Here is a 22521-nt window from a genome sequence, read left to right as displayed (position 1 = left end):
TTCCTCCGGCTGACCCGCGACGGGATGAGTTCGTCATGCCACAACCGTCGCTACGCCGTGGCCGTCGGCCCCGGTGCGGGCAGGAACCCTGTTGCGTGAAAGTACCTCAGATAGCGGATCAGGATCTCATCGGTCAGGGCCGGCTGATGGACGCCCACCGCCGCTGCGGCCCCGGCCGTCCGGCGGGAGTCGAAGCGGCGCAGGTCCGTCGCCTCGTGCCCGGTCTGCTCCTCGTCCCCGAGGAACAGCTGTGCCGCGTTGTCGGGTTGCGCTGTCACACGGGCCTGCCACTGCGCGGCCGGAACGGTCCGCAGTTCGTGCCCGAGACGGGCAGCCACTTCGAAGACACGGTCCAGGCCAGGCGCGTCCGGGTTGGTGAGGTGATACGTCTGCGCATCCGTGCGGCCGGACAGGGCGAGCGCCACGACCGCTGCGCTGACGTAGTCGACGGGGACCCAGTCGGTCGACCCGTGCGGCAGGTCCGGCACCGCTCCCGCCTGGAGGCATCCCTTGACGAGCTGCCACAGCAGGTCGCGGTCCTGGCAGGCGCCGGTGGCGGTGTCGCCGCTGATACGGCCGGGCCGGTGGATGGTCACCGGCAGGCCGCGTTCGCGGGCCAGGCCGACGAGCCCCTCCGCGACCCACTTGCTCTGCGCATAGCCATCGGGCAGATCGGAGGCCGGGCCCGTCGGGCTCGACTCGGTGACGGTGACGGGACCGGGGCCGGGGCCGGGGCCGGTCGCGGGAGCGTACACGCCGGTCGTCGAGATGTAGTGCATGCCGGGTGAGGCGGAGTCGGCGAGCAGACGCAGGAGCTCCTGGGTGCCCGCCACGTTGGGGGCGCGCAGATCGCCGTACGCGGCGGCGAAGTTGACGCGTGCCCCGTTGTGCAGGACCGGGCCGAGCCGGCGGACGAGCGCCGTCCGTTCCCCGGATGACAGGCCGAGGCCGGGAGCGGCGAGGTCGCCCGGGACGGCGTGGACCAGGTCCGCGTACCTGGGTTGCCACAGGCCGTACCGCTCCAGGTTGGTCCGCAGCCGGTGCCCCGCGCGGTGCTCGTCCTCGGCCCGTACGAGGCAGTCGACGGGGCCGTCGGTGGTCTCGATGAGGTCGCGCAGAAGGAAGGCGCCGAGAAAGCCGGATGCGCCGGTCAGGAGGGGCCGGGGGGACGGGCGCAGCCTGCGCGCGGGTGCGGACCCGGTAGCCGCGGCGTCCCGGCCCGTTGCCGAGATGTCCGGGGCCAGCCTCACTTCCGCGTCGAGGTCCGGTGCGGCCGTGTCCGCCCGGTTCTCCTCTCCCGCCGCACTTCCCAGGAGGCGGTCGACGCCCTCTACGGTGGGTGCCGCGAACAGGGCCCGCAGGGAGGGACGCCGGCCGCACTGTTCCCCGATCCGCCGGGCCAGGGTCACCGCGAGCAGCGAGTGGCCGCCCAGGGCGAAGAAGTCGTCCGTGACGCCTACTTCGGGCACACCCAGCGTCTCCGCGAACACGTCGCACAGGGCGCGTTCGCGCGCGGTGCGCGGGGCACGGCCTACGGCCGGTCCCGCATGACGGGGCGCGGGCAGGGCGCGTCGGTCGGTCTTGCCGTTGGGGGTGACGGGGAGGGCGTCGAGACTCACGTGGGCCGAGGGGATCATATGGGCCGGCAGGCTCACGGCAAGGTGTGCGCGCACCTCGGCCTCGTCCGGGCCCGGCGTGCCGTCCGCGGGCACGGTGTACGCGACGAGCCGCCGGTCGCCCGGCCGGTCCTCACGGACGGCGGCGCAGGCCGCGGCCACTGTGGGCAGGGAGGAGAGCACCGTCTCGATCTCGCCGAGTTCGATGCGGAAGCCGCGGAGTTTGACCTGGTCGTCGACTCGGGAGACGTAGACGAGTTCGCCGGCCCGTGTCCAGCGCACCAGATCGCCGGTGCGGTACATGCGGCCGCCCGCGCGGTCGGACGGATCGGCCACGAAGCGGGACGCGGTCAGGGCGGCACGGCCGTGGTAGCCGCGTGCGACGCCGGCACCGCAGACGTACAACTCACCGGCCACACCCGGCGGTACGGGGGCCAGCCGGTTGTCCAGGACAAGGACCCGGGTGCCGTCGACGGGCACGCCGATGGACACCGTCCGCTCGGGTGACAGGGGTCCGTCCGCGTACTGCCGGCCGCTCATGGTGGCACAGACGGTGGTCTCCGTCGGGCCGTACGCGTTGACCAGGAACCGCTCCCCCGCCCAGGCGTGCACCAGCGCGGGTGGGCACGCCTCACCGGCGAGGACCATCGTGGTGCCGGTGGGCAGCGAGCCGGCCGGCATCACCGCGAGGGCGGCGGGCGGCACGGTGAGGTGGGTGACTCCCCGGTCGCGGACCAGTGCGGCGAGATGGGGGCCGGGCAACAGCGCGTCGCGTTCGTCGATCTCCAGGCAGGCGCCGGAGAGCAGTCCCATGCACAGTTCCCAGAACGCGGCGTCGAAGCTGACGGACGCCATGTGCAGCACCCGGCTGCCCGGGCCGACGCTCAGCCGGTGGCTCTGGGTCCTGGCCATGGCGCCGACGCCCTGGTGGGTGACCACGACGCCCTTGGGGCGGCCGGTGGAGCCTGATGTGTAGATGACGTACGCGGGGTGTGCCGGGTGCGGACCGGTGCCGGTGGGCGCGGGCGGCCGGACGCTGTCACCGAGACCGTCGGCGTACAGATGCGGAACGGCTGTGTCCGGAAGCCGGTGGTGGATGGCGGGGGTGGTGAGGAGCAGACGCGGAGCGGCGTCGTCGAGCATGTAGGACAGCCGCTGGGCCGGGTATTCGGGGTCGATCGGCACATAGGCCGCCCCGGCCCTGAGGACGGCGAGCAGGGCCACGACGAGGTGGTGGGTACGTGGCAGGGCGACGGCCACCCGGTCCTCGGGGCCGATGCCCTGCGCGGTCAGGTGGCGGGCGAGTGCGTCGGCACGGGCGTCGAGTTCGCCGTAGGTGAGGGTGGTTCCCGCGTCACGGACGGCCGGAGCGTCGGGGGTGCGCCGGACCCATTGGCCGAAGAGTGCGGGAACCGTCGACTCGGGCAGCTGCTCGACGGGCCCGGTTCCCCAGGCGGCGAGCCGGGTGTGCTCGGCGGCCGTGAGCACGTCGTAGGTGTGCAGCGGGCGATCCGGGTCCGTGGTGACTGCGCCGAGCAGCAGCACGAGCCGGTCGGCGAGTTCATGGACCGTTGACGCGTCGAAGAGTTCCGTCGCGTAGTCGACGGTGGCCCGCATGCCGGTGAGGGCGCCGCTCTCGTCGTACGTCTCGGTGAAGGTGAACGACAGGTCGAACTTGCTGGCCCCGGCGTCGACCGGTACGCCGCTGACGGTCAGGTCCGCGAGGTCGATTCCGGCGGAGGGTGCGTAGTTCTGAAGGACGAGCATGGTCTGGAAGAGCGGATGGTGACTCTGCGAGCGTGCGGGGTTGAGCAGTTCCACCAGACGCTCGAAGGGGACGTCCTGATGGGCGTATGCAGAGAGGTCGAACTCCTTCACCCGGTCGAGAAGTTCGAGGAACGTCGGGTCACCCGTCAGGTCCGTGCGCAGCACGAGGGTGTTCACGAAGAGCCCGACGAGGTCCGATGCGGCCTCGTCGGTGCGTCCGGCGACGGCCGTTCCGAGCGGGATGTCGTCGCCGGCACCGTGCCGGGAGAGCACGGTCGACAGGGCGGCCTGGAGCACCATGAAGACGCTGCATCCGCTGGTTCGTGCGAGCTCCGCCACCCGCCGGGCGGTGGCGCGGTCGACGGCGAAGTCGTGAGTGGCGCCGGTGTGCCGGAGCACGGCCGGGCGCGACCGGTCCCACGGGAGCTCGACCATCTCCGGGAGGCCGGCCAGTGCCCCCTTCCAGAAGTCGAGTTGGCGCGCGACGACACTCTCGGGGTCCCGCTCGTCGCCGAGCAGCCGGTGCTGCCAGAGGGTGTGATCGGCGTAGTCGACGGGCAGCGGCGTCAGTGCGGGTTCCTCGCCACGGGCACGGGCCCGGTAGGCGACGCCCAGGTCGCGGGCCAGGGGTGCGAGGGACGAGCCGTCGGCGGCGATGTGATGGATCACGAGCACCAGGACGTGTGCGTCGTCGGCGAGTCGCAACAGGGTCACCCGGAGCGGAGGCCGGTTCTCGATGTCGATCGGTTCGGCCGCGGCGGCTCTGACCCGGTGGTGGAGCTTGTCCTCGTCCACGGCTTCCAGGGCGAACGGGAGGCTGACGTCGTCCGGGTCGGTGATGTGCTGGCGCGGCCCGCTGTCGCCCTCGGGATAGACGGTGCGCAGGGCTGCGTGCCGGGCGACGACGTCGTGCAGGGCCCGGCGCAGGGCATCCGCGTCGAGCGCCCCGTCGATGCGTACGGCGAAGGGGATGTTGTACGTGGCCGATGGCCCTTCGAGCCGGTGCAGGAACCACAGGCGCTGCTGGGCGTACGACAGCGGGATCGTGGTGGGGCGTTCCTGCGCGACGAGGGCGGGGCGGGGCAGCCGGCCGTCCTCTTCCAGGGCGGTGGCGAGCTCCGCGACGGTGGGGTTCTCGAAGAGGGTGCGGATCTCGGTCTCGGTGTCGAGCGCGGTGCGGACTCTGCCCACGAGACGGGTGGCGAGCAGGGATTGACCGCCCAGGGCGAAGAAGCTGTCGTCGATGCCGACGCGTGGCACGCCGAGCACGTCGGCGAACAGTCCGGCGAGGATCTCCTGCAGGGCGTTGCGCGGCGACCGGCCCTGTCTGGCGGGCGGTCCTGCGGGTTTGGGCAGGGCGGCCCGGTCGACCTTGCCGTTCGAGGTCAGCGGCAGCGCGTCGACCTGCTGGATGACGGCCGGCACCATGTAGGCGGGCAGGTGGTCTCCGACGTGCGCCGCGAGCAGTGCCGGGTCCGGAGTGTGTCCGGGTGCGGGGACGACGTAGGCGGTGAGGGTGCGGTCGCCGGGCAGGTCCTCGCGGACCAGGACGCAGGCGGCGCGCACGGACGGGTCGGCGCGGAGCACCGTCTCGATCTCGGCGGGTTCGATGCGGTGGCCGCGCAGTTTGATCTGCTGGTCGGCGCGGGCCACGTAGTGCAGGGCGCCGTCGGCGCGGCGGCGCACCAGGTCGCCGGTGCGGTACATGCGCTCCCCGGTGTCCGTGAACGGGTCGGCGACGAACCGGGTGGCGGTGAGGCCGGGCCGCCCCAGGTAGCCTCGCGCGACACCGGCGCCCGCCACGTACAACTCGCCCTCGGCGCCTGATGGCACGGGCCGCAGCGCCGCGTCCAGGACGTAGGTGCGCACGCCGTCGAGGGAACGGCCGATGGGGGCGGCGGCGCCCGGTGCGTCGTCGGCGTGGACCCGGTGGGCGGTGGCGAAGGTGGTCGTCTCGGTGGGTCCGTACACGTGGAGGACCGCGGTGCCCGGGTGGGCGGATGCGAGGCGTTGCAGTACGCCGGGCGCGGCGGCCTCGCCGCCGCTGGCGACCAGACGGAGCAGCCCGAGGGCGCCCGCGTCCAATTCCGCGAGGACGTTGAACAGGGCCGTCGTGAGGAACGCCGCTGTCAGGCCGTACCGGGTGACGAGGTCCCGGAGCACGGCGGGCTGGAGCGTGCCTTCGGGCGCCACGACGACGCGGCCGCCGTTGAGGAGCGGTGCCCAGATCTCGAAGGTGGAGGCGTCGAAGACGTACGCCGAGTGGAACAGGACGGCCTCGGCCGCGCCGCCGGCCCAGGCGCGGTGCGCAGCCAGGGCGGTCACGTCGGCGTGGGTGACGCCGACGCCCTTGGGCAGACCGGTGGACCCGGAGGTGAACATCACGTACGCGAGGCGGGACCCGCCCATGACTGCGGGGAGGGCGCCGGGGGTGGCCGGTGCTCCCTGCCGGATGCGGCCTGCGGCGTCGACGGTCAGCACGGGTACGTCCGGGCCCAGTTGGCGTACCCAGGGGTGCGCTCGGGTGGACGCGTCGACGATCAGGACACGCAGTGCGGACACCTCGGCGACCCGGCCGAGCCGTTCGTCCGGCCACCCGGGGTCGAGAGGCACATAGGCGGCGCCCGCACGCAGGGCGGCGAGGGAGGCGGTGACCGTTGCGGCCGAGCGGGCCACGAGGATGCCGACCCCGTTCTCGGCACCGGCCCCGTGCCCCGCCAGGGCAGCGGCCAGCTCGTCCGAGAGGCCGCCGAGCTGTCGGTACGTCAGCTGCTCGCCCGCGCCGCACACGGCGACCGCGTCCGGGTGCCGGCCGGCGTGGCCGGCGACGGCCTGCGGGATGCTCATGTCCAGCTCGTCGCCGCGCAGTTCGGCGCCACTCCCCTGGGCCAGCAGGGTTTCGGCCTCACCGTCCAGGAGAACGGACACGGAGTCGGCGCGGGCATCGAGTCCGTGCGCCATCACCGTCAGCAGACGCCGCATGCGGGCGACCGTCCGGGCCACGTCGTCACGGTTCAGGGCGGCGGCCCGATAGCCGAAGGTGATCCTGAGGGAATCGCCGGGAGCGATGGTGAGGGTGAGTGGGTAGTGGGCCGCGTCCGTGCCGCTGAACCCGGTGACGGCGAGACCTGGCAGCCCCTGCTGCGCGGTGCGCAGGGCCTCGTCGTCCATCGGGTAGTTCTCGAACACGGTCAGGGTGTCGAAGAGTTCGTCGAGGCCGGTGACGGCCCGGATGTCACTCAAGCCCACGTGCTGGCTGCCGAGGAGACGGCTCTGTTCCTCCTGGAGCCGCGTCAGGAGCCCGGCCAGGGTCTCACCGGGCTCCGGGCGGAGCCGTACGGGCACGGTGTTGATGAACAGGCCGACCATCGACTCTATGCCGGGGATCTCCGGCGGGCGGCCGGACACGGTGGCGCCGAACACGACATCGGGGCGTCCGGTGAGGTGCCCGAGCAGCAGGCCCCAGGCGCCCTGGACCAGGGTGTTGAGGGTGAGGCGATGGGCTCGCGCCGTCTCGCGCAGCCGCAGTGTCGTCGCCGCGTCCAGATCGAGGACCAGCGTCCGGGGCAGTTCGGTGGAGGCCGGTCCACCCATGCGGCCGGGCCCTGCGAGCAGGGTCGGCGCCTCGATCCCGGCCAGGGCGGCGGCCCAGGCATCCAGTGCGGCTGTGCGGTCCTGTCGCGCGAGCCAGCCGAGATAGTTCCGGTAGGGGATGACGCGCGTCAGGGAACCGTCGTCGCCGCCGGTGGCGTACAGCTCGAAGAGTTCCCGTACGAGGAGGGGCATCGACCAGCCGTCGAAGAGAAGGTGATGGCTCGTCATGACCAGGCGGTGGTGCTGCGGCGCGGTGCGTACCAGGGTGAACCGCATCAGCGGAGGGGTGGTCAGGTCGAAGCGGCGGGTGCGGTCCGCGGCGAGGAACGCGGTGAGCCGTTCCTGAGTCGTACCGTTGCCGTCCCCGCCTGTCAGGTCCAGTTCCTCCAGTGGCACCGGGACCTCGGCTGCCACCGCCTGTACGGGCTCGTCCAGATCCTCGTGGAGGAAGCCGGCCCGCAGATTGGCGTGCCGTCGCAGCAGGGTGCCGATGGCGGCGTGCAGTGCGGGCACACCGACGGGGCCTTCGAGGTCGAAGACGAACTGCGCGGTGTAGACGTCCACGGCCTGTGAGTCGTACAGGGCATGGAAGTGCATGCCTGCCTGCAACGGCGTCAGCGGAAGTACGTCCTCCAACTGGAAACCGGTCACTTGCGTCCACCCCACTTGTTCTGCAGTCGGTCGATCTGGGCCTGGCTGAGCGAGACCAGGGGAAGGTCGGAGGGCGTGTAGCCGCCCGCGTCGGGTCGTTCGGCGTGGTCGGCGACGGCGCGCAGAGCGCGCATGAACGCATCGGACAGGGCCCCCACGTCCTCCTCCTTGAGAAGGTCGGTGGGCCAGGTCCAGCGCGTCACCAGCCGGGGGCCGTCCGGCAGGTCCTCGGTGTGCGCGTTGATGTCGAGGACGTGGTGGACGGGCATGTCCGGGTCCTGACTGCGCGGTCCGCCGCCGTCGAGCAGTACCTCCCAGTCGGCGCCCGCAGCGCCGTCCGCCGGATCGTGCGCAGCGGCGTACCGGCCGAGGTAGTTGAAGCCGATCTGGGGCTCGGTCGCGGTGGCGAGCCGGGTGCGGGTCGCCGGGTTGAGACGGCGCAGCATTCCGTGGCCGACGCCGTGGTCGGGCACGGTCCGCAGCTGTTCCTTGACGCGTTTGACCGCTTGTTCGACCAGTGCGGCGTCGAAGCCGGCGGGGCCGCGGGCATCGAAGGGTCCTGGGTCGAGCCGGACGGGATAGAGGCTGGTGAACCAGCCGACCGTCCGGGACAGGTCGATGTGGTCGGCAATCTGTTCGCGGCCGTGGCTCTCCAGATCGAGAAGGACGCCGGTGCCGGCCGGCCGGGATCCGGCGGGGCCCGCGGCGCGTTCCGTCCGCCAGGTGCGGACGGCGAGCGCGAGGGCCGTGAGCAGGATGTCGTCCACGCCGGCGTGGAACGCGCCGGGGGCGGTGGTGAGCAGTGACCGCGTCCAGGTGGCGGGCAGGTGGGTGACCAGGGTGCGCGTCCCGTCGGCGGTGTCCAGGCGGGGGTCGAGCGGCCGGTATCCCAGCTGCGGGTCCGGAGTGCTCAGGATGTCCTGCCACAGGGGCAGTTCGGCTTCCCGCTCGGCGCTGCGCGCCTGGGCTGCGAGAAGGTGTGCCCAGCCTCGGTAGGACGTGGTGGCGGCGGGCAGCACCGCGGCCGTGACGGGGCCGTCCCCGGCGGCGCCGGCTTCGGTGACGGCCTGCCAGGCGTGGGCCAGGTCGGCGGCGAGGATGCGCCAGGAGACCGCGTCGACGGCCAGGTGGTGGACGACGAGCAGCAGACGCCCGCGCACGTGTGGTCCGGCGTCGCACCAGACGGCTTCGACCACGTCCCCGTCCGCGGGCCGCAGCCGGCTCCGCGCCTGTTCGCCCGCCTCGGTGGCCGCGGCACGGGCGGCGTCCGCGTCGAGACCCGCGATGTCGATGCGGGTGAAACGGCTGCGGGCGGGGACGGAGCCGGGGGGCAGGGCTTCGAGAACGGGCCGGCCTCCGGCCGCGCCGGTGACCCGCAGACGGAGCATGTCGTGCTGGTCGATGAGGAGTTGGAGGACCGCGACGAGTGCGTCCTGCCCGGCGCCCGCGGGAGTGCTGAGCATTCCGGACTGGTTGTAGCCGTCCGTGGTGCCTGGCCGTTCCAGCAGCCAGGCGGCGATGGGGGTCGGCGGCATCTCGCCGGTGCCCTGGTCGGCCGGTGCGGCGGCGGTCTCGTCGAGCGCGGTGGCGACGGCCGCGATGGCCTCGGGTGTGCGGTGGACGAAGACATCACGGGGTGTGACTCCGAGGCCGGCCTCCCGAACCCGGCTGACGAGCTGGATCGAGAGGATGCTGTCGCCGCCGAGCGCGAAGAAGTCGTCGTCCGTGCGGACGGCGGGGGCGTGCAGGACGGAGCCGAACACGTCGCACAGGACGCGCTCCTGCGCGGTGCGCGGCCGGCCGCCCTGCCGGGTGACGGCGGGACGTACCGGGGCGGGCAGGCCCTTGCGGTCGCTCTTGCCGTTCGGCAGCAGCGGCAGCGCGTCCAGGGTGACGAAGACGGCGGGCACCATGTACGGCGGCAGGGCCACCGCCAGCAGGCTGCGCAGTTCGCTGTCGGCGGGGTGGGCGGCACCGCTGTGTCCGTCAGCGACGGTGTAGGCGACCAGCCGCCGCTCGCCCGGCCGGTCCTCGCGGACGACGGCGCAGGCGGCGGCGATGCCGTCGAGCGCGGTGAGAGCGGTCTCGATCTCGCCGAGTTCGATCCGGAACCCGTGCAGCTTGACCTGGTCGTCGGCGCGCGAGACGTAGGTGAGCAGCCCATCGGCGTCCCGCTTCACGAGGTCGCCCGTGCGGTACATGCGACTGCCGGCGGGGCCGTACGGATCGGCGACGAACCGGGTGGCGGTCAGGCCGGGACGTCCCAGGTAGCCGCGGGCGAGGCCCTCGCCCGCGATGTGGAGCTCGCCGGTGACGCCCGGCGGGACCGGCCGGAGCGCCGTGTCCAGGACGTAGGCGCGGGTGTTGTCGACGGGGTGACCGAGCGGCACACCGCCCTCCCCCGCCGCGTTGTCCTTCTCCCCGCGCCTGTGGTGGTGGGCGGCGGCGTCGATGGTGGTCTCGGTGGGCCCGTACAGGTTGTGCACGTCCACCTGCCAGGCCCGTCCCACGCGCTCGGCGAGTGACCTGGGCAGGGGCTCGCCTCCGCACAGGACGGTCCGCAGGGTCGCGGGAGCCTCGTCGGGACCGGTCTCGGTGAGGACGAGAGAGAGGTGCGAGGGCACGAACTGCGCGAGGGTCGCCCCTGTGTCGCGCATGCGGGCGAGCAGGCCGGAGGGGTCGTGGTTGAGGGCGGGCGGCACGGGGCAGGTGGAACCGCCGTGCAGCAGCGGCAGCCAGGTCTCCCAGACCGAGGCGTCGAAGCTCGGCGAGGTCCGCGCGAGGACCCGGTCTCCGGCGGTGAGGCCGAGGTGGCCGGCCATCCAGGCCATGTGGTTGGTCAGGGACGCATGGGTGACGACAACGCCTTTGGGGCGGCCGGTGGAGCCCGAGGTGTAGATGACGTACGCCGCGTCGAGGGGGTCCGGTGCGGTGCCGGGCGGTGCGCCGCGCCCCGTGGACCACGCTCCCCTGTCGTCGAGCGCGAGGCAGGGTACGGACGCGGCGTACCGGGCGGCGCGGGCCGTGCCGTGGGTGAGGAGCAGCGCGGGGCGGGCGTCGTCCAGCATGTAGGTGATGCGTGCCTCGGGGTACTCCAGGTCGACCGCGAGACAGGCGGCCCCGGCCTTGGCCACCGCCAGCATCGCGACGACCTGGTCGGCGGTGCCTTCCAGGGCGAGGGCGACGAGGTCGCCGCGGCCGATGCCTCGGTCGTGCAGATGGTGAGCCAAGTCGTCGGACAGTGCGTCCAGTTCACCGAAGGCGAGGCGGTGGGCGCCGGTCCGTACGGCGATGGCAGACGGGGTCGCGGCGGACTGTCTGCGAAACGCCTCGGGCGCCGTGCGCGCCGCCACGGCCCGCACCGGCCCCTGCGCGGCCCGCTCCAGGCTCTGCCGCTCGGCCGGGTCCAGCACGTCGACGGCGTGGACACGCCGGCCGGGGTCGGCGGCGAGCGACGCGAGCAGACGGGTCAGGCGCCCGGCCAGGGTGTGGGCGGTGGCATGGGCGAAGAGTTCCGTGGAGAACTCCAGGGTGCCGTCGATGCCGGCGGGCCGGCCCGCGCCGTCGCGGGTCTCGGTGAAGGTGAAGGTCAGGTCGAATTTGCTGATACCGGTGTGCACGGGCTGTCCGGTGACCGTGAGCCCCGTGAGGTCGACGGTGGTGTCCGCCTGGTTCTGGAGGACGAGCATGGTCTGGAACAGCGGGTGGTGGTTCTGGGCCCGGACCGGGCCGATGGCATCGACCAGCCGCTCGAACGGCACGTCCTGGTGGGCGTAGGCGGCGAGGTCGAATTCCCTTACCCGGTCGATCACTTCGGCGAAGGTGGGGTCTCCGGCCAGGTCGGTGCGCAGGACGAGGGTGTTGACGAAGAAGCCCACCAGATCGTCGAGTGCTTCGTCGGTGCGTCCGGCGACGGCGGTTCCGAGCACGATGTCCTCACCGGCGCCGTGCCGGGAGAGGAGGACCGAGAGCGCGGCCTGGAGCACCATGAACAGGCTGCACCCGCGGGAGCGGGCGAGGTCGGCCAGTGCCCGGTGGGTCCCGGCGTCGACGGGGAAGGAGAACGCGTCGCCGCGGTACGCCGTGACGGCGGGGCGCGGCCGGTCGCACGGCAGGTCGAGCAGGTCGGGGGCGCCGGCGAGTGCGGTGCGCCAGAAGTCCAGCTGGCGGGCGGCCTGGCTGTTCGGATCGTCTTCGGAGCCGAGCAGCGCTCGCTGCCACAGGGTGTAGTCGGCGTATTGGACGCCGAGTTCCGTCCAGGGTGGTTCCGTACCCTCGGCACGTGCCCGGTAGGCGTCCGAGAGGTCGCGGGCGAGCGGGGCGAGGGACCAGCCGTCGCCCGCGATGTGGTGGACGGTCAGCACCAGGACGTGCGACTCGGCGCCGAGCCGCAGCAGCCGGGCCCGTACGGGCAGTTCGGAGCTGACGTCGAAGGCGTGTGCCACTTCGGCGGTCAGGGTCGCGTCGAGACGGGCGGGGTCGGTGTCGCGGGGGTCCAGGTCGAGGTCGGCGTCCGTGGCGTCGAGGACGAGCTGACGGGCCACGCCGTCCGTCTCGGGAAAGACGGTGCGCAGGCTCTCGTGGCGTTCGACGACGTCCGCGAGGGCACTCTGCAGGGCGTCCGTGTCGAGCGGGCCGTCCAGCCGGAGAACCAGCGGCACGTTGTAGGTTGCGCTGGGCCCCTCAAGCCGGTTGAGGAACCACAGGCGCTGCTGGGCGAAGGACAGCGGCAGCGGATCGGGGCGGCGCGGAGCACGCTCCAGGGGACTTCTGGCCTGCTCGGCGCCGTCCAGAGTGGCCGCGAGTGCGGCAGGCGTGGGGTGCTCGAAGACGGACTTGACCTGGACCTCGACGGTGAGCGCGGTACGGATGCGCGCGGCGAGCCTGGTGGCGAGCAGGGAGTGGCCGCCCAGGGCGAAGAAGTCGTCGTCGGCACCCGTGGCGTCGAGGCCGAGCACATCGGCGAAGAGTCCGCAGAGGATCTCCTCGCGCGCGGTGCGGGCGGCGCGGCCGCGGACCGGTGCGTGGTGTGCGGGCTCCGGCAGGGCGCTCCGGTCCACCTTGCCGTTGAGAGTCAGCGGCAGCGCGTCGATCAGGACGAATGCGGAGGGGACCATATAGGCGGGCAGAGACCGGCCGACGGCCCGCGCCAGGTCGGTGGGTTCGGGGCGTTCCCCGTGGGCGGGGACCACGTACGCGACGAGCCGCCGGTCGCCGGGGGTGTCCTCGCGGACGACGGCGAAGGAGTCGGCGACGCCCTCGCAGCAGGCCAGCACACCCTCGATCTCGCCGGGTTCGATGCGGTAGCCGCGCAGTTTCACCTGGCTGTCGGCGCGGCTGACGTAGGCGATCTGCCCCTCGTGGGTCCACCGGACGAGGTCGCCGGTGCGGTACATACGGCCGCCGGCCGCGTCGAACGGGTCGGCCACGAAGCGGGTGGCGGTGAGCCCGGGAAGGCCCGCGTAACCGCGTGCCACGCCGCGTCCGGCGAGGTACAGCTCGCCCGTGACGCCCGGCGGGACCGGTCCGAGTGAGCCGTCGAGGACGTACAGCCGCATGCCGTCCAGGGCGCGCCCGATGGGCGGCGGACCGGACGGCAGTCCGGCGGCCACGTCGTAGCGGGTGGCGAAGGTGGTGGTCTCGGTGGGGCCGTACACATGGAGGACGCGCGCTCCGGGCGCGACGGCGGCGACGCGCTGCATCGCGTCGGGTGAGGCCAGTTCTCCCCCGGCGCAGACGAGTCCGAGGCCGGTGAAGGCGCCCGGATCGGTCTCGGCGATCACGTTGAACAGGGCCGTCGTCAGGAAGACCGCGGTCACTCCGTGCTCCTGGACCGCATCCCCGAGGACGCGGGCCTCCAGGACGCTGCCCGGTGCGACGACGATCCTGCCGCCGTGCAGGAGCGGGGCCCAGATCTCGAACGTGGAGGCGTCGAAGACGTACGCGGAGTGCATCAGGACCGCGTCGGCCGCGCCGCTCTGCCAGGTGGAGTCGGCCGTCAGCGCCACCACGTCGGCATGCGTGACTCCGACCCCCTTGGGCAGACCGGTCGAGCCGGAGGTGAACATCACATAGGCGAGGGCGGCGGAGCCGGCCACGGCGGCGGGCCGGCCCGGCTGTTCGGGCGCGCCGCGGACGATCCGGCCGTACCGGTCCACGACCACGACCGGTACGCGGCGGGCCATCGAGGTCACCCAGGTGGAGGAGAACGCCTCCTCGTCGACGACAAGCACCCGCACCCCGGCCACCCCGGCCGCCTGGTCCAGCCGCTCCCTGGGCCAGCGCGCGTCCAGCGGGACGTAAGCACCGGCCGCACGGACCGCGCCGAGGGACACCGCGACGACCGCCGGCGACCGGGAGAGCAGTACGCCGATCCCGGTCTCCGGGGCGACGCCCAGTCCCGCCAGCGCACGGGCGAGGTCGGCGGAGATCCGGTCGAGTTCGGCGTAGGTGAGGCCGGTGTCCTCGTCGGTGACGGCCTCGGCGTCCGGTGTGCGGTGTGCCTGGGCCGCGAAAAGCGCGGGCAGGGTGGCGTTCTCGGTGTGTGCGGGCAGCGCGCCGCCGGAGCCCCAGCGGGTCACACGGGTGTGCTCGCCCGGCGTCATCAGGTCGTAGCCCGTCAGCGGCAGGGCCGGGTCGTCGGCCACCTGCTCCAGGAGGCGGACCAGGCGGTCCGCGAGGGATTCGACGGTGGACCGGTCGAACAGCGCGGTGGCGTACTCGATGCCGGCGGTGAGGCCGCCCTCGCCCCGTTCCTCGCCGAAGGCGAAGGTGAGGTCGAATTTGCTCAGGCCGTTGTGGACGAGCCGGCTCTCGACGGTGAGGCCCGGCAGTTCGGGGCGGGCGGTCTCCTGGTTCTGCAGGACCAGCATGGTCTGGAACAGCGGATGGTGGTTGCGCGCCCTGACCGGGTTGACGCTCTCGACGAGACGCTCGAAGGGCACGTCCTGGTTCGCGTAGGCGGCCAGGTCGAACTCCCGTACACGCATGAGCAGTTCGCGGAAGGTCGGATTGCCGGACAGGTCGGTGCGCAGGACCAGGGTGTTGACGAAGAACCCGACCAGATCCTCCAGTGCCTCGTCCGTCCGGCCGGCGACGGGCGAACCGAGCGGGATGTCGTCGCCCGCGCCGTGCCGGTGCAGCAGGGTGGCCACCGCGGCCTGGAGCACCATGAACAGGCTGCTGCCCGACTCCCGGGCCAGCCGCTGGAGCCGGGCGTTCAGTGCGGGCGGAACCTCGAAGGTGTGGACGGCTCCCCTCGGGTCGTTGGTGACCGGGCGCGGCCGGTCCAGCGGGAGGTCGATGAGCCCGGGCAGGCCCGCGAGGGCGGTGTGCCAGTGGTCGAGCTGCTGCCGCAGGACGCTGCCGGGTGTGGTCCCGTCGCCCAGGGCAGCGTGCTGCCAGAGGGTGTAGTCGGCGTACTGCAGCGGAGTGCAGGCCGCTGGTCCGGGCTCCCCGCCCGTGAGGCGGGCTCCGTAGGCCTCGCCGAGGTGACGGGCGAGCGGGGCGAGGGACCAGCCGTCGCCCGCGATGTGGTGCAGGACGAGCACCAGGACGTGATGGCCGGGGGCGGGGCGCAGGAGCAGGGCGCGCAGGGGCGGGTCCGTGATGACGTCGAACGGCTCGCGGACGGCGGCGAGGACGGCCGCCTCCAGATCCGCCGGTGCGGTACTCACGACCGGCACCCGGGGTGTCGCGGCGTCGACGGGAAGGACCAGCTGATGCGGTACGCCGTCCCGTTCGGGGAACAGTGTGCGCAGGCTCTCGTGCCGCTCCACCACGTCGCGCAGGGCACTGCGCAGGGCGTCCGTGTCCAGGGCGCCGTGGAGTTCGAGGACGAGCGGGATGTTGTAGGCGGAGCCGGGGCCTTCGAGCCGGTTGAGGAACCACAGCCGCTGCTGCGCGGACGACAGCGGCAGCGGGTCGGGCCGCTGTGCCACGGGCACCACCGGCGGATGGGTCCGGCCCCGCGTGTCCAGGACGCGGGCCAGGCCCGCGACGGTCGGGTGTTCGAAGAGGGTGCGTACGGCGATCTCGGCGCCCAGAACGGCGCGGACCCGGCTGACGACGCGCATGGCGAGGAGCGAGTGTCCGCCGAGGTCGAAGAAGCTTTCCTGCGGGGCGACTCGGGGCCGTCGCAGAACGTCGGCGAAGATCCCGGCGAGCAGATCCTCCCGGAGGGTGCGCCGGCCCGCTCCGTCGGTGGTGGCGTCGGGAGCGTGCGCGGGTTCCGGCAGGGCGCGTCGGTCCACCTTTCCGTTGGGGAGGAGCGGAAGTTCGTCCAGGACGACGACGGCACCGGGCACCATGTAGTGCGGCAGGCTCTCGGCGAGGGCGTCGCGCAGGATGACGGGGCGCAGGGCCGGGTCGCCGGTGACGGCGTAGGCGACGAGGCGGCGCCCGCCGGAGCTGTCGTCACGGATCACGGCGCAGGCTGCCGTGACACCGGGGCGTGCCAGCAGCGCGGCCTCGACCTCACCCGGTTCGACGCGGAATCCCCGTAGTTTGACCTGGTCGTCGGCGCGGGCCACGTAGTCGAGCAGTCCCTGGCGGCTCCACCGGACGAGGTCGCCCGTGCGGTACATGCGCCCGCCCGCGTCGTCGAACGGGTCGGCGACGAACCGGTCGGCGGTCAGACCCGGGCGGTGCAGGTAGCCACGGGCGAGGTTGGGACCCGCCAGGTACAGCTCACCCGTGACACCGGTCGGGACGGGCCGCAGCCGGCCGTCGAGAACGTAGGTACGCATGGTGTCGACAGGGCGGCCGATCGGCACGGTCTCGTACGGTGTGTCCGATCCCGCGTGTGCGCCGTTCGCCGGGACGTCGATGCGGTGGGCGGTCACGTCGATGGTTGCCTCGGTCGGCCCGTAGAGGTTGTGCACCTCAGCCTGCCACAGCTCGGCGACGTCATCGGCGAGGGCGCGCGGCAGCGGTTCGCCGCCGCACAGCACGGCGCGCAGGGCGGGCAGCGGCGCCGCGTGTGCCGCCTCGGTGAGGACGAGGGCCAGGTGGGACGGGACGAACTGGGCGACGGTGACGTCGAATCGGCTCATCCAGGAGACCAGGGTGCGGGGTTCCGTATTGGCCCCGTCCGGCAGCACACAGACTTCGGCGCCGTTCATCAGCGGAAGCCAGAGCTCCCACACGGAGGCGTCGAAACTGGAGGAGGTACGGGCGAGCACCCGGTCCTCCGGGGTGATCGCCAGGTGCCGCGCCATCCAGTCCATGTGGTTGGCCAGGGCGGCGTGAGACACGACCACGCCCTTGGGCCGGCCGGTGGATCCGGAGGTGTAGATGACATACGCGGGGTCCGCCGGGCGGGGCGTGTCCGGGCCGCTCCCGGGGTGACCCGCGGACAGGGCGGCTGCCGGGTCGTCGAGGGCGAGCCACGGTACGCCGCCGTCGGGCAGTTCCGCGTGGACGTCCGAGGTGGTGAGCAACAGGACGGGGCGGGCGTCGTCCAGCATGTGGCGGATGCGTGCGGCCGGGTACTGCGGATCGATCGGCAGGTAGGCGGCACCGGCACGCAGGACGGCCAGCATGGCGACGACGGTGTGCACGGACGCGGGCGCCGCGATGGCCACCCTGTCCTCACGGCCCGCGCCGCGTTCCCCGAGGACGTGGGCGAGGGCGTCGGCCCGGGCGTCGAGTTCGGCGTAGGTGAGGCTTGTGTGCGCGTCACGCACGGCGATGGCGTGGGGGGTGGTCGCGGCCCGGTCCCGGACCGCTTCCGGGACTGTGCGGGAGGGCAGAGGCCGTTCCGCGCCGCGTCCCTGGGCCAGCAACCGGTCGCGCTCGCCGGGCGCGACCGGGTCCAGGTCGCTGATGGGCCGGCCGGGGTCGGACACCGCCAGGGCGAGGATGCGGGCGAACCGGGTGCACAGGGTGTGGGCGGTGCCGGCGTCGAAGAGGTCGGTCGCGTATTCCAGGTACCCGCGGATGCCTCCGGCGCCGATCGGGGTGTCGGCCGTGGTCCGCGCCGGATCGGTCCGGCTGCTGGGCCCGGCCGCTCCGGTGGGTCCGGTGGGTCTGGGGCCCCCGGCGAGTCCGGTGTCTCTTGCGAGTCCCGCGGTCCGGCTCGCTCCGGAGATCTCGGTGACTTCGGTGACTTCCATCGTTTCGGTCAGCGAGAACGTCAGGTCGAACTTGCTGCCGCCGCGGTGCCGGGACCGGTCGTTGACCCGGACGCCCGGCAGATCGAGCCCCGCCGGCTCCTGGTTCTGAAGAACCAGCATGGTCTGGAAGAGCGGGTGGTGGTCGCCGGACCGCTCCGGGTTGAGAGCCTCCACGATGCGTTCGAACGGGATGTCGCCGTGACTCAGGGCGGCAATGTCGAACTCCTTGACCCTGTCGAGCAGTTCCCGGAACGTCGGGTCACCGGACAGGTCGGCTCGCAGGACGACGGTGTTGACGAAGAACCCGACCAGATCGTCGAGGGCCTCGTCGGTCCGTCCGGCCACCGCGGTGCCCAATGGGATGTCGGATCCGGCGCCATGGGCCTGGAGCGTCACGGCGAGGGCCGCCTGAAGCACCATGAAGGGGGTGCAGCCGGCTGCACGGGCGAGCCGGACGAGGTCGGTGTGCGTATGAGCGGGCAGCTCGAAGGGGACGGAGTCGCCCCGGTGGCTGGGTACGGCCGGGCGGGGCCGGTCGAGGGGCAGGTCCAGCAGGTCGGGGGTGTCGCGAAGCGCCTCTTTCCAGAAAGCGAGCTGCCGAGCGCCCAGGCCGTCAGGGTCGCTGTCGTCACCGAGCAGCCGCCGCTGCCAGAGGGTGTAGTCGGCGTACTGCACCCGCAGCGGGGGCCAGTCGGGGGCATCCGTGCCCTCACTCCTGGCACGGTAGGCGGCACCGAGATCGCGGCCGAGCGGGGCGAGGGACCAGCCGTCCGCGACGACATGGTGCAGGACGAGGACCAGGATGTGGCGGCCGGGGCCGAGGACGAGCAGATGAGCGCGGACCGCGATGTCACCCGCGAGATCGAAGGGCGCCGTGGTCAGGCGACGTACCGTCTCCTCGGCCCAGGTGTCCGCCGTTGCCTCGGCCGGCGCCTGCTCGACCACCAGAGGGACGAGCGATGCGGCGGCGTCCGCTTCGAGGACTTCTTGGCGGGCCATGCCGTCGTGCTCGGCGAAGACCGTGCGCAGGCTCTCGTGCCGGGCAATCACGTCGGTGAGGGCGTCGCGCAGGGCCACCGCGTCCAGAGAGCCGTCGAGTTCGAGGACGAGCGGAACGTTGTAGGCGTTGCCGGGGCCCTCCAGCCGGTTGAGATACCAGAGGCGCTGCTGCGCGAAGGACAGCGGTACCACTTCGGGTCGCGGCTGCGGGGAGAGGGCGGGACGGGCCGCATCGGTGTCGTCCAGGACCGCGGCCAGGGAGGCGACCGTGGGATGGTCGAAGAGGGTGGAGAGGCCGAGTTCGGCGCCCAGCGCCGTTCGCACCCGGCCGGTGAGCCGGGTGGCGAGCAGCGAGTGGCCGCCCAGGGAGAAGAAGTTGTCGTCGATGCCGACCGCGCTCACGCCGAGGACATCGGCGAACAGACCGGCCAGGACCGCCTCGTAGGCGGTGCGCGGGGCGCGGCCCTCGGTGGTGACGGCCCGGGGCGCCGGAAGCGCGCGGCGGTCGACTTTGCCGTTGGGGTTCAGCGGCAGCGCGTCGAGGGTGACGAACGCGGAGGGCACCATGTACGCGGGCAGCGCGCGTTCGACCCGGCGTGTCAGGGCGGCCACGTCCGGCCGGGCTCCGGGGGCGGGTACGAGGTAGGCGACGAGCCGACGGTCGCCGGGTACGTCCTCACGGACCACGACGCAGGCGCCACGTACCTCCGGGTCGGTCAGCAGAAGGTTCTCGGTCTCGGCCGGTTCGATGCGCAGTCCGCGGAGTTTGATCTGGCTGTCCGCCCGCCCGACGTACTCGATGTCACCCTGCGCGGTCCAGCGCACGAGGTCACCCGTGCGGTACATCCGCCGGCCGGACGCGCCGTACGGATCGGCGGTGAACCGGGTGGCGGTCAGTGCGGCGCTGCCCTGGTAGCCGCGGGCGACGCCGTGGCCGCTCACGTACAGCTCCCCCACGACGCCGGGCGGCACCATGCGCAGGGCGTCGTCGAGCACGTACAGCCCCATCCCGTCGAGGGCCCGGCCGATGGGCGGCACGCCCGCGGCGCCGGGGGTGACCGGGTGACGGGCGGCGAAGGTCGTGGTCTCGGTGGGCCCGTAGACATGGAGGACGAGCGTGCCGGGCGTCGCGGCGGCCACCCGCTGCATCAGGTCCGGGGTAGCGGCCTCGCCGCCTGTGGCGACCATGCGCAGACCGGTGAACACGGCCGGATCCGCCTCGGCCATCACGTTGAACAGGGCCGTCGTCAGGAAGAGGCCGGTGACGCCGAGCCGCTCCACCATCGCGTGGAGGACCGGTGCCTCGAGCACGCCGCCGGGCGCGACGACCACCCGCCCGCCGTTCAGCAGCGGCGCCCAGATCTCGAAGGTGGAGGCGTCGAACACGTATGCCGAGTGCATCAGCACCGCGTCGGACACCCCGTCCGTCCAGGTGGTGTCGGCGGCCAGGGCGAGGACGTCGGCGTGGGTGACACCGACGCCCTTGGGCAGGCCGGTGGAGCCGGAGGTGAACATCACGTAGGCGAGCCGGTCGCCGCGGGTGAGGCGCGGCAGCGGTCCCGGCCTGGGCGGAGCGCCGCGTAAAACACTGCCGCGGGTGTCGAGGACGATCAGTGGCAGACCGGCCGCCGATTCCTGGAGCCAGGGCAGACCGGCGGTTGCCTCGTCGACCACCAGGGCGCGGACGCGGGCCGCTTCGACGACTCGGTCGAGCCGTTCGGGCGGCCAGGCGGCGTCCATCGGTACGTACGCCGCGCCCGCACCGACGGCGCCGAGCGTGGCGGGCAGCACGGCTGCCGAGCGGCCCACGAGGATGCCGACGCCGTCCTCGGCGGCGACGCCCCGGCCGGTCAGGGCACCCGCGAGGTCCGTGGCCGCCCGCTCCAGCTCCTGGTAGGTGAGTGTGACGGCGCCGTCGACCACAGCCGGGGCGTCCGGTGTCCGGCGCGCCTGTGCGCCGAACGCCTCCGGCAGGCTTGTTGCCACGGCTTCCGACGGCAGGGCGGTGCCGCTGCCCTGAGCGTGCAGGGCAGCGGCGGTGTCCTCGCCGAGGAAGGGCAGCTCACCCAGCGGGAGGCCGGCGTCCGCGTCGGCGAGGGCGGACAGGAAGGAGACGACTGCCTCCTGGTGCAGCCGCACGTCCTCTGGGCGGTAGAGCTCCGGGTTGGCGTCGAAGCCGATCAACGGGCCTTTTCCCGCGGCTCGTTCGGAGACGAAGAGGGACACGTCGTCAACCGGTCCGATGGACAGCACGCGGGAGGCGCCGGGGCTGCCGGCGAAGTCCAGGTCGTAGTCGTAGCCCATGATGTTGACGACGACACCGGTGAGGCGGGCCGCGCCGTCGGCCCTGTTCAGTTCGCGCGCGAGCTCCTCGCGGGAGAACCGGCGGTGTCGCAGGGCGCCGCGCATCTCGGCGGCGACGGCACGGACGAGAGCACCCACCGTCATGTCGGCGGTAACGGTCAGGCGCAGCGGCAGGATGTTGGCGGTCATGCCGACGATGTGCCGGAATCCGCCGTGCCGGCCGTTGGAGGCGAGGCCGATGGTGACGTCGTGCGTTCCGGTGGCGCGGGCGACGTAGGCGGCGACCGCGGTCACGACGACGGCGCTCCAGCTGGTGCGGTTGGCCGAGGCCAGCCGGCGCAGGCTGTCGAGTACGGCTTCGGGCAGTGACTCGCCGGTGTGCAGCCGGATGTCCGGCCCGTCGTGGCCGGCCGCTGCGGGGGCATCGGTGCGCCGGCGGATGAGTGCTCTGCCGCCGTGTGCCTCGGCCCCCTCGTCGGCACCGGGTGTATCACCGCGGCCGCCCGCCAGGTCCGCGAACCGGCCGGTCCAGTAGGCGCGGTCGGCCTCGTAGCGGTCCGAGCGCCGGTAGGCCGCCTCGTCGGCCACGAGTTCGCGCAGCGGCGCGACGGGCAGCTCGACCCCGGCGAGGTCCTCGCCCTGCACGGCGCGCCCGTACAGGTCGGCCACGGCACGGGCGAAGACGGCGCCGCCGAGGCCGTCCACGGCTATGTGGTGGAAGCGCACGTACCAGTAGTGCAACCGGCCCCCTAGCCGGAGCAGGGCGAAGTGGTGGTGCGGGGCGTCGAGCCTGTCGACGGCGGCCATGTCGGAGCGGAGGTAGCGCTCGGCCGCGCCGGCGGGATCGGCGTCCTGCGACAGATCGACGAAGCGGAGCCGGCCGGTCTCCGCCGGGAGGCGGCGGATGACACGCTGACGCACGGCGTCGTCCCTGGTGACGAACTCGATGTTGAGGCTGTCGCACAGTGCGACAGCCCGGTCGAGCGCCGCGGCGAACAGCGCCTCGTCCAGGTCTCCCCGAATCTCGAAGCACTCCCCGATGTTGTATTTGGGACTCTTCGGATCGACGAGTTGCCCGTACCAGACACCCTGTTGAGCCGCAGTCATTTCGAAGAGCTCTTCGGCTACCGGAACCGAGGAGACGGAGCTGTTTTCGCGCATGCCGAATCACACCTTTGGGGAGAGTTTCACGGGAGGGACGAAGAAGGCACGACGAAACCGGCCGCGCCGGTGCGGCATTCATATCCGACCGCGGGCTGCTGAAAGTGATAAGGAACGTCGCCGCACCCGGGACATCAGGCATCGGCGGGGCGTTCGCCGGTTCAGATAACCGGCGAGAACTCCGCTGCCTTCGCTTATACGAGGACGATCGTGAGACAGTCCGTCGAGGTTCATGAATGCCAAATCAAGGCAACATGAGACTTATTGGCGAGGCATGACTGTTCGACACCTCCACCTGATCGATTCCGCCCAAT

General features: G+C 72.7%; 2 protein-coding genes. Both read right to left on the bottom strand.

What is annotated here, in order from left to right:
- Positions 1–50: 50 nt before the first annotated feature.
- Positions 51–7628 carry an amino acid adenylation domain-containing protein gene (locus tag ACFVW8_RS16575; RefSeq protein ID WP_389690451.1) on the bottom strand — a complete coding sequence of 2526 codons (7578 nt, stop codon included), beginning with the start codon at positions 7626–7628 and terminating at the stop codon, positions 51–53.
- The gene (locus ACFVW8_RS16570) at positions 7625–22207 is read right to left on the bottom strand and encodes an amino acid adenylation domain-containing protein (protein ID WP_389690449.1); all 14583 of its coding nucleotides are present in this window, start codon (positions 22205–22207) and stop codon (positions 7625–7627) included. The genes ACFVW8_RS16575 and ACFVW8_RS16570 overlap by 4 nt, the downstream gene beginning before the upstream one ends.
- Positions 22208–22521: the final 314 nt, after the last annotated feature.

The sequence above is a fragment of the Streptomyces sp. NPDC058221 genome, assembly GCF_042882365.1.
Taxonomy (GTDB): domain Bacteria; phylum Actinomycetota; class Actinomycetes; order Streptomycetales; family Streptomycetaceae; genus Streptomyces.
This window is presented reverse-complemented; position numbering and strand designations above follow the sequence as displayed.

Coding starts and splice junctions, on each gene's coding strand:
- ACFVW8_RS16570 (WP_389690449.1), bottom strand. CDS start 22,207: ATGCGCGAAAACAGCTCCGTCTCCTCGGTTCCGGTAGCCGAAGAGCTC.